At 59.7% G+C, this 9355-nt stretch carries 10 protein-coding genes; 4 read left to right on the top strand and 6 right to left on the bottom strand.

Going from position 1 to position 9355, the window contains the following annotated elements; all coding sequences use genetic code 11:
- Positions 1–397 (bottom strand): SDR family NAD(P)-dependent oxidoreductase (locus EN925_RS11130; protein ID WP_128336533.1); only part of this gene is annotated, 397 nt, incomplete at its 3' end.
- A gap of 255 nt (positions 398–652) precedes the next feature.
- Here EN925_RS11130 and EN925_RS11125 point away from each other — a divergent pair.
- From EN925_RS11125 to EN925_RS11110, 4 genes are all read left to right on the top strand, one after another.
- Positions 653–1546: a LysR family transcriptional regulator gene (locus EN925_RS11125; protein WP_127368273.1), complete on the top strand. Its 894-nt coding sequence runs from the start codon at positions 653–655 to the stop codon at positions 1544–1546.
- A 191-nt stretch (positions 1547–1737) separates the two neighbouring features.
- A complete protein-coding gene (gene leuB, locus EN925_RS11120; RefSeq protein ID WP_064994827.1) occupies positions 1738–2832 on the top strand; it encodes a 3-isopropylmalate dehydrogenase in 1095 nt (364 codons plus the stop codon).
- Between the two features lie 118 nt (positions 2833–2950).
- Positions 2951–3793 (top strand): fumarylacetoacetate hydrolase family protein, encoded by an 843-nt coding sequence (locus tag EN925_RS11115; RefSeq protein ID WP_128336531.1) that lies wholly within the window; start codon positions 2951–2953, stop codon positions 3791–3793.
- Positions 3794–3953: 160 nt separating this feature from the next.
- A complete protein-coding gene (locus tag EN925_RS11110) occupies positions 3954–4562 on the top strand; it encodes a flavin reductase family protein (RefSeq protein WP_064994825.1) in 609 nt (202 codons plus the stop codon).
- Between the two features lie 288 nt (positions 4563–4850).
- Here the strand turns inward: EN925_RS11110 and leuD are convergent, their stop codons facing one another.
- From leuD to EN925_RS11085, 5 genes are all read right to left on the bottom strand, one after another.
- On the bottom strand, positions 4851–5477 hold the full coding sequence (gene leuD / locus EN925_RS11105; RefSeq protein WP_064994824.1) for a 3-isopropylmalate dehydratase small subunit: 627 nt from the start codon (positions 5475–5477) through the stop codon (positions 4851–4853).
- Between the two features lie 7 nt (positions 5478–5484).
- A complete protein-coding gene (gene leuC / locus EN925_RS11100) occupies positions 5485–6891 on the bottom strand; it encodes a 3-isopropylmalate dehydratase large subunit (RefSeq protein WP_127368275.1) in 1407 nt (468 codons plus the stop codon).
- 370 nt (positions 6892–7261) lie between these two features.
- Positions 7262–7954: an ABC transporter ATP-binding protein gene (locus tag EN925_RS11095; protein WP_064994822.1), complete on the bottom strand. Its 693-nt coding sequence runs from the start codon at positions 7952–7954 to the stop codon at positions 7262–7264.
- A 2-nt stretch (positions 7955–7956) separates the two neighbouring features.
- Complete coding sequence (locus EN925_RS11090) at positions 7957–8754, bottom strand: ABC transporter ATP-binding protein (protein ID WP_157678544.1); 798 nt, start codon at positions 8752–8754, stop codon at positions 7957–7959.
- A partial coding sequence (locus tag EN925_RS11085; RefSeq protein ID WP_206632816.1) for a branched-chain amino acid ABC transporter permease occupies positions 8747–9355 on the bottom strand: 609 nt, incomplete at its 5' end. The genes EN925_RS11090 and EN925_RS11085, both read right to left, overlap by 8 nt.

Raw genomic sequence — 9355 nt, 5'->3', positions numbered from 1 at the left:
CCATCATGTGGGGCACGATCGTTCGGCAGCAGTGGAAGGTGCCATTGAGTCCGACCTGAACCACCTCGGCGAAGGCTTCCGGCGGATACTCCCAAGTTGGCATATTAGGGCCAACCAAGGCGGCGTTATTAACTAGGATGTCGACCTTGCCGTAGCGCTCGACAGTTGCCTTTGTCGCAGCCTCAACTGAGGCGAGCACGCCGATATCGGCTGTCAGGCACTGGACGCGGTCTGAGGCTCCGACCTTCTCGGCGCAGACACCGAGCACCATCTCGTCGCGGTCCCAGATGGAGACACTCGCACCTGATTCGAGCATACGCTTGACGACGGCAAACCCGATTCCTTGAGCGCCTCCCGTGATGACTGCGGTTCGGCCTGCGAGATCATATTCATTCATGTATAGACGGTTCCTGACTTTCCGCTGGCGCCCCGGCTACGCCGGACGTGAGCAATTTCATTTTGTGTTTTCTGCCAAACCGGAATACGACCTTATTGGAGACATGATGGGCAGCGCGAAGACTTGATTGGGAACGGGTGCGTCGTGATCCGCGATGAGCCCCGGCGCAGCTGAACATTCGCGATTGTCGATCCCTTCCTTGGCACCAGGATCGTGGACAGTGGTCGGCCAATCCAGCATGGAGCTTTGCGACGAATGCGTTTTGACCTGTTGTCATTGGAATTGTTCGTCGCAGTCTGTGAGGAGCAAAGCATTGCCAAGGCCGCTGACCGCGAGCACATAGCTGCATCTGCAATCAGCAAGCGCATTTCCGATCTCGAGGCCCGGCTCAAGACACCGCTGTTCTTGCGTGGTTCCAAGGGGTTGGAACTCACCGCAGCCGCCAATTCCCTGCTGTACCACGCCCGCGTGGTCATGCGCGACCTGCGCCAGATGGAATCCGAGCTGTCCAATCATGCCAGCGGCGTGCGTGGCCACGTCCGCGTCTATGCCAGTGTTTCCACCATCATCCAACACCTGCCGCGTGACCTGCGCGAGTTCCTCGCCCTACACGACGCCGTGCGCATTGACCTGCAGGAAGGAACAAGCCAGGAGGCGCTCGAGGCGGTGGCGGAGAACGCCGCCGATATCGGCGTCTTCGGCGGCGTTGTGCCGCGCCAAGGCTTGAAGATCATCCCGTACCGTGTCGACCGCATTGTCGCACTCGTTCACAAGGACCACCCGCTGGCGGACCGCACGATCGTCAAGTTTGCTGAGTTCACCGATTTCGATCTAATCGGGCCGATGAAGGGATCCTTCCTCGACTCGCTTGTGCTACGCGCTGCTTCCGACCTCGCCCGCTCGTTGCGGATGCCAGTCCGCGTGAACGGTTTCGAGACCGTATTCAGCATGGTTGAAGCCGGACTGGGGATCGGCCTGGTCCCGGAGAAATGCGCCGAGCGCTATGTGACCAGCGGCAACACCGTCGCCATCGTCCTTGACGAACCCTGGGCCGAGCGCCAGTGGAACCTTTGCGTGCAGGCAAGCCAGACCATGCCGCCGCCCGTGCGGCTGCTGCTCAACCATCTCACCAACAGCGAAACCCGATAAGGCCGCTTGATTTCGCCGGCCGTCCTCGTCGGCGCGGTCCGCCCGCGACCGCCGGGGCGCGTTCGCCTATGGCGATGGGCTGTTTCCGAAGGACGACTTCGAGGATGCACGCGACACTCCTATAAGACACCCGAAAGGGCGCGCGCCGTGGTGGTTTGCGCTCCTGTGAAATCCATCTGGAGGAATAGGACGTGAAAATCGCGGTACTTCCCGGCGACGGCATCGGCAAGGAGGTGACCGCTGAGGCGGTCAAAGTGTTGCGCTCACTTGCCGGCGCTGGACTCGCCTTCGAGATGACCGAAGCCATCATCGGCGACGAAGGCATTCAGACCGTCGGCGATGCGTTGCCGGCGAAAACGCTTGAACTCTGCCGTGCGGTTGACGCTATCCTGCTTGGCGGTACCGGTGTGCCCGCCGACGAGCACCGCCCACCATCCGAAGGCGCTGGAAACGGGTTGTTGCGGCTTCGCCGGGCGCTGTCGCTCTATGCCAATTTTCGTCCGGTCCTGCTCTATCCCGAATTGCTCGACGCCTCGACGCTGAAGCCGGAGGTGGTCGAAGGCGTCGATATGCTGATCCTGCGGGAGTTGAATGGTGACCTGTATTTCGGCGAGCCCCGCGGCATCTCTGTCAACGCGGCCGGGGAGCGCGAAGGCATCAACACAATGCGCTACACCGAGAGCGAGATAGACCGTATCGCCCATGTAGGCTTCAAGGCGGCACAAAAACGCGGCAGGAAGCTGTGCTCTGTCGACAAGTCGAACGTGCTGGAGACAATGATGTTGTGGCGCGAGGTGGTGACCCGCGTCGGCAAGGACTATACGGATGTGGAACTGACCCATCTCTATGTCGATGCAGCCTCCATGGCGCTGATCCGCAATCCCAGGCAGTTTGACGTCATCGTCACCGGAAATGTCTTCGGTGACATCCTCTCCGATGCCGCGGCGATGCTTGCCGGTTCAATCGGCATGCTGCCGTCGGCCTCGTTGGGTGTCGGAAACAAGGGGCTCTACGAACCTGTCCACGGCACCGCACCCGACATTGCGGGCCGCAATATTGCCAATCCGCTGGCAGCGATTTTGTCGGTAGCGCTGATGCTGCGCTATTCTTTCTCGCTGGAAGATGAGGCCGCGCGGGTCGAGGCTGCGGTCCGTTCGGTGCTTGCCGCCGGCTACCGAACCGCCGACATTATGCGGCCCGGCTGTCGCAGGGTCTCCACCAGCGAGATGGGTGACGCCGTTGTAGCGGTTCTCGTCGCCGGAACCAGCAGGCAGGCCGTCTGCTGATCGGTCCGATGCGTCGCAAGTTCCTAGAAAGGAGAGTCCCTCTCCCGCCTGGGCGTCTTCAATCCAGGTCTGACGCTCGACTGAAATCCCAGTGGGCGCAAAAGGAGTACGACACGCGATGAAATTGCTGCGCTATGGCGAGCCGGGTGAGGAAAAGCCTGGCATTCTCGACCGCGAGGGCCTCATTCGTAACCTGTCTGGCCATGTCTGCGATATTGCCGGCGGGACGCTGTGTCCCATTGGTCTCGACGCGCTCCGTGCGATCGATATCGCCAGTCTCCCGGTCGTCGACGGTAATCCACGCATCGGCCCTTGCGTCGCCGGGACCGGAAAATTCATCTGCATCGGGCTGAATTATTCTGACCATGCCGAGGAAACCGGCGCCACGGTGCCGTCGGAGCCGATTATCTTCATGAAGGCAACTTCGGCGATCACCGGCCCATACGACCGGGTCGAGATCCCACGCGGTTCCGAAAAGACCGACTGGGAGGTCGAACTCGGCGTCGTTATCGGCAAGACCGCGAAATATGTCTCGGAGGACGAGGCGATGGACCATGTCGCTGGCTATTGTGTCGTCAACGACTTATCCGAGCGCTCCTTCCAGGCCGAACGACAAGGTCAGTGGACCAAGGGCAAGTCGGCCGACACCTTCGGCCCGCTCGGGCCCTGGCTGGTCACCGCGGACGAGGTGTGCGATCCACAGCCGCTGAAGATGCATCTTGAGGTCAATGGCAAAGCCTTCCAGAACGGCTCGACAGCGACCATGGTCTACGGCGTGAGGCACTTGGTATCCTATCTGTCGCAGTTCATGAGCCTGCGCCCCGGCGATATCATTTCCACTGGCACTCCGCCCGGCGTCGGCCTCGGTCAGAAGCCGAATATTTTTCTCAAGGCTGGCGATGTCATTACCTTGGGCAGCGAGGGTCTTGGCGAACAACGCCAGCAATGCATTCAGGCGTAGCGATCGGATGCTCCATGACCGTCGACCCGACGCCTTTGACGTGGGTGGCAGCGATTTAAATCCTCGAAGCTCGACGATTTCCGGTCGCCATCCCGATTAGGGGCCTTCCTATCGCCCATCAATGTTGGCATCTGACATTTCTAGACCCGCCGGAGCAGGCATGCACTTCAATTTTTCCGACCTCAAGCCCATTGAGCGATACAAGCTCCTGTCCTCCACCATCACGCCCCGCCCAATAGCCTGGGTTTCCACCATCAGCGAAGCCGGTCAACGCAACGCCGCGCCGTTCTCCTTCTTCAATGTTTTCGGCGAGGATCCGCCGGTTGTCGGATTCTCGATCAACGACCGCAGTCCGGGCGACCGGAAGGACACAGGCCGTAACATCCGCGCCACCGGCGAGTTCGTCGTCAACCTAGTCGACGAGGATCAGCTGAAGGCGATGAACGTCACGGCCACTGAATACGGCCCGGCCGTCGACGAGTTCACCGTCTCCGGCCTGAGCTCGCAGGCCTCGCTTTCGATCGGCGCGCCGCGCATCGCAGAAAGTCCGGTGTCCTTCGAGTGCAAGCTGATGCAAATCGTCGAGCTGGGGTCAAACCGTTCGCTTATCCTCGGCCATGTGCAAGTCATGCATATCCGCAACGACCTGCTCATCAATCCGGAACGCTTCCATGTCGATACGGCGAAGATGCGCGTCGTCGGGCGGATGCAGGGTAACAACTACATTGTCTGCGACGACATTTTTGAGATGGCACGCCTTCAGCCATAAGCCTGATTGCGGGAATAGAAGCGGCGCTTCCTTCACGGTGTTCGGTGCTCGTCGAGCGGGTGTCAGGCCGCGGAGCGAGAGCGACCCTATGGAGTTTTGGCGTATAACCGAGGCAAGTCGTTCGAGCCATGGATGACCCTAGCTGTGTCCCGATAGCGTTGCTTTCTGTAGCGGTTGTGGCTCAAACAGCAGCGAACACGATCGTTGCTAGCGGCGTAGAGAACGGTGCATCCGCGACTGCGTGGTCTCAAAGCGCAGCCGACAATAACGCCATTTGGCCCTTTCGTGTCAGTCGGTGACAGCCCCGATACTGAGCCATGGCGTCGCTTGCGCCGACGCTTTCTCATGATCTTTGATCGCCGGCAGTTCCGCCAGAGTGTCGTCGATGAAATCATTGCCCTTCAGCAGTCGCTCCCGGTCTGAATCGACAATCAAGAACGGCACTGTGCCAAGCCGCAGGTGGCTGAGCTCGCGCCTTTCCAGGTCCACCGTGAAGCGCGCTTCCTGCGGATTCGCCGCCGCGCGCAGGCACTCTGCTAGCACGTCCTCACTGACGGTCGCAGGAATGATGCCGTTGTTGATGCAGTTCGCCTTGAAAATATCGGCGAACATGGAGGAGATCAGGCAGCGTATGCCAAATGATTTCAGTGCCCAGGGCGCGTGCTCGCGCGACGAACCGGAGCCGAAATTACGCCCCGCGATGATGATCGTCGCCTCGTCATAGGGCTGCTTGTTGAGGATAAAGTCCGGATCTGGTGTGCCGTCTGGTCTGTAGCGCAGGCTATGAAACAGGAACGGTGCCATCGCGTTGCGATCCGGCTTGCGCAGGAACTGCTGGGGATAGATCAGGTCTGTGTTGATGTCGGACATCGGAAAGGGCGCGGCGATGCCGCTGTGTCCGGAGATCGGTTCCATATTCGCCTCAGATCAGTTCGCGCACGTCTGTCAAATGGCCGGTGATCGCCGCTGCCGCGGCCATGGCGGGGCTCATCAGATGCGTACGCGCACCGCGCCCCTGTCGCCCTTCGAAATTCCGGTTCGATGTCGATGCGCATCGTTCGCCAGGTTTCAGCCGCTCGCCATTCATCGCCAGGCACATCGAGCAGCCAGGCTCACGCCAGTCGAATCCGGCCTCGATGAAGATCTGGTCGAGTCCCTCCTGCTCAGCCTGGTCCTTGACCGGCCCCGAACCAGGCACAATCCAGGCAGTCGTACCGTCGGCGACCTTGCGCCCCCGCACCACTACGGCCGCGGCCCGCAAATCCTCGATGCGGCCATTGGTGCACGAGCCGATGAAGACGTGATCAACGTGGATGTCGGTCAGCGCCTGTCCGGGCTGCAGGCCCATGTAGTCGAGTGCGCCTTGGATACTGGTGCGCTCGCTCTCGTTGTCGCAGGACGAAGGGTTTGGCACCCTGCCTACGATCGGCAGCGATTGGCCGGGATTGGTGCCCCAGGTGACGAAGGGCACTACGTCGGATCCGGCGATTTCGACATCCGCGTCGAAGAACGCATCCGGATCTGACTTCAGCGAGCGCCACGAATCCACTGCCCGGCCCCACATTTCGTCCTTCGGCGAGTATTTGCGTCCTTCCAGATAGGCGATGGTCTTCTCGTCGGGCGCCACCATGCCGGCGCGCGCGCCGCCCTCGATCGACATGTTGCACAGCGTCATGCGCTGTTCCATGGTCAGCGCCCGAACCGCCTCTCCCTGGTATTCGATGACGTGGCCGGTACCACCTGCCACGCCAATCCTATGCAGAATCGAAAGGATTAGGTCTTTCGCCGTTGCGCCGGAGGGCAGTTCGCCCTTCACGTTGACACGCATCGACTTGGACTTGCGCTGCACGATGGTCTGCGTCGCCAGCACGTGCTCGACCTCGGAGATACCGATGCCAAAGGCGAGTGCCCCGAATGCGCCAAGGGTGGAGGTGTGGCTGTCGCCGCACACCACCAGAGCGCCGGGCAGCACAAAGCCGAGTTCAGGCCCGATCACGTGGACGATACCCTGCCGGCGGTTGCCGACCGAATAGACGTCGATACCGGCCTGCCCGCAGTAGGCCTCAATGTCCTGGACCATCTTGCGTGCGTCCTCGTCCTCATAGGCGATCCCGTTGACGCGGGGCGTCGTGGGAACGACGTGGTCGGCCACGCCGATCGTCAGATCGGGACGGTGCACCTTGCGCCCGCGCGCACTTAGCCCCGAAAATGCGTAAGTCGCGACACCTTCATGAACCAGATGTCGGTCGACAAAGAGAATGGCCCTGTTGTCGCCCAGCGGCTTGACGACATGGGCATCCCAGATTTTTTCATACAGCGTCTTCGCCATGGTGACCTCTTCGCGGCGCCGCCTGATTGCATCTGCCGAGGACACTCGCTGAACGGCGCATGCGACTGGACACCAGGCGCTCGTCATCGGCGAAATCCTCAGAGGTATCAGGCCGCCTGCAATCTAGGAGTTAGCCCACACGCCTTGAAGGCTCATTTCGACATGGCTCCGTCGCGAACGACGATGCGGATCACGCCCTGGTCCAGTTTGCCCGCCGCATCTTCAAAATCAGCGGAGCGGCTGGACAGTTCTGCCTCCCAGCCCTGTCAGGTGTTGGTCGGCATTCCCAAGCCGACGCCAAAAACGGTCGGTCATGAAGGCTCCGATCCCGGCACGCCTTCCTACACGCAACGAGAAGTACGGAGAATTGTCAGACACCAAGATAGTCGAGTAGACTTTCTTCCTCCGCAGCCATCTGGAGATTCGTCAATTCCTTTACGATCTTCCCGTTCTCGATCATGTAGTATCTGTCCGTAACCTCAGCCGCAAACTGAAGATTCTGTTCGACCAATAGAATTGTCAGACCGGTCGACTTGATATCATTAATGATCGCACCGATTGCATCGACAACTACAGGAGCCAAGCCCTCGGTTGGCTCATCAAGCAGGAGGAACGACGCTCCCATATAGAGCGGACGCGCGATCGCCAGCATCTGCTTCTCTCCGCCAGACAGAGACGCTGCTTTTTGCAGGCGCCGCGCCTTGAGAATGGGGAAATGCTGGTAGATCCGTTCAAGTGGCCATCCTGTGGTTTTGTTCGGCCGACCGATGGTCAGATTTTCATGGACGTTCAATGTCGAAAATATGCCGCGGTCCTCAGGGGCAAAGCCCACTCCCATCCTGCAAATGCGCTCGGGCGAAAGGTCGATGATTTCCGAGCTGCCAAAACGGATGCTGCCCGTCCGGCGCGGTATGTCACCAATGATGGATTTAAGCAGCGTGGTCTTGCCGGCGCCGTTGCGCCCCACCAGCGTCACGACCTCGCCTGCGTCGACTGACAGGCCAACACTCTGCAATATATGGCTTTCACCATAATAGGCATCGAGATTTCTTATCTCCAACATACTCAATGGCGTTTTCCCAGATAGGCTTCGATTACGCGAGGGTCCGTTCGTACGTCGTCATAGCGCCCGCGAGCGAGCAGAGCACCCTGCTGCATGACGATGATTTCGTCGGCGACATCGGCGATGACTCCAAGATTGTGCTCCACAACGATGATCGTGCGCTCGCGGGACAATTGGGCGATTAGGTCAGTTGTGCGTGACACGTCCGCACTCGTCATCCCTGCGGTCGGTTCGTCGAGAAGAAGGATCGCCGGGTGCGCCGCCAAGGAGATCGCGAGTTCCAAGGCCCGTTTGCGGCCATAGGAAAGATCACTGGCCGGCCGCTCGCGCAAAGATGGCGGAATGCCGACTTGATCCAGCAAAGCGTTGGCTTCAGGTCTGTGGTTTTCGTGCCAGCCTGACTTCGCCAGCACTTTGGCGCCCCCATCCGCTCGCCGTTGCACCGACAGGACAACATTGTCCATGACCGCCAGATTGGGAAAAATGCTGGTGATTTGAAAACTTCGCACGATCCCGCGCCGGGCAAACTGTTCGGTGCGCAGCGAAGTCATGTCTTCACCATTAAACAGCAGACGACCACGCTTGGGCCGATAAAAACCGCTCAAGACATTGAACAGAGTGGTCTTGCCGGCGCCGTTCGGTCCGATGATCCCGTAAACCGGCTTTTTCTCGAACTTCAAGCTAATGTTGTTGATGGCCGTGAAACCGCCAAAGCTCATTGTGACCGATTGCAGTTCAAGGAGCGGCACGTCTGTCGAACCCGCCCCGTAGACGGAGTTACTAGCGCCAGGATCAGGCATCGGCCACCTCTCCGGTTGTTGCAATCTGGTTCGGGTTTGCAGCGTAAAGCTCACCCTTTGCCGGCATATCGGGCGACGTGGCGCGATCGACCGAATGATGCACGATCTCGCCGAGTATTCCGCGTCGGAACAACAGCACGACGGCCACGAACAGAAGGCCGAGGAACAGGCTGCCATTGTCCGTGATTGACGACAACGTATTGCGCATGAGCAAAACGATGCCACTGCCTAAAAATGGGCCGAAGATGGTACCGGCGCCGCCAAGCAGCGTCATCATGATAGGCTCTCCAGAAGCGCGCCATGAGACCATTTCAAGGGTAACAAACTGATGGTTAAGGGCATAGAGAGCGCCGCCGATCGAGCACACCACTGCCGAAAATACATACGCCTTCACACGCAAGCCGTAGACGCTGTAGCCAAGACTCATCATGCGCTGCTCGTTCTCGCGGGCGCCGAGAAGCGCAAGGCCATACGGCGACTTTAGAAGTCGAATTGTCGTGATAATCACCAAGGCAGCGGCAGCGAGGCAAACATAATAGAAGATCCGGTCGTCCTTGAGGTCCAAGCCCAGGAGCGTTGGTCGAACCAATCCGTGCAACCC

Origin of the sequence: Mesorhizobium sp. M7A.F.Ca.US.006.04.2.1 (assembly GCF_004022915.1) — a bacterium.
GTDB lineage: Bacteria > Pseudomonadota > Alphaproteobacteria > Rhizobiales > Rhizobiaceae > Mesorhizobium > Mesorhizobium ciceri.
The sequence above is the reverse complement of the archived record's forward strand: the minus strand, read 5'-3'. Positions and strand labels throughout refer to the sequence as shown.

Excerpts from the sequence above, each read along its gene's own strand:
- EN925_RS11125 (WP_127368273.1), top strand. The coding sequence starts at position 653 with ATGCGTTTTGACCTGTTGTCATTGGAATTGTTCGTCGCAGTCTGTGAG.
- EN925_RS11115 (WP_128336531.1), top strand. The coding sequence starts at position 2,951 with ATGAAATTGCTGCGCTATGGCGAGCCGGGTGAGGAAAAGCCTGGCATT.
- EN925_RS11110 (WP_064994825.1), top strand. The coding sequence starts at position 3,954 with ATGCACTTCAATTTTTCCGACCTCAAGCCCATTGAGCGATACAAGCTC.
- leuD (WP_064994824.1), bottom strand. The coding sequence starts at position 5,477 with ATGGAACCGATCTCCGGACACAGCGGCATCGCCGCGCCCTTTCCGATG.
- leuC (WP_127368275.1), bottom strand. The coding sequence starts at position 6,891 with ATGGCGAAGACGCTGTATGAAAAAATCTGGGATGCCCATGTCGTCAAG.
- EN925_RS11095 (WP_064994822.1), bottom strand. The coding sequence starts at position 7,954 with ATGTTGGAGATAAGAAATCTCGATGCCTATTATGGTGAAAGCCATATA.
- EN925_RS11090 (WP_157678544.1), bottom strand. The coding sequence starts at position 8,754 with ATGCCTGATCCTGGCGCTAGTAACTCCGTCTACGGGGCGGGTTCGACA.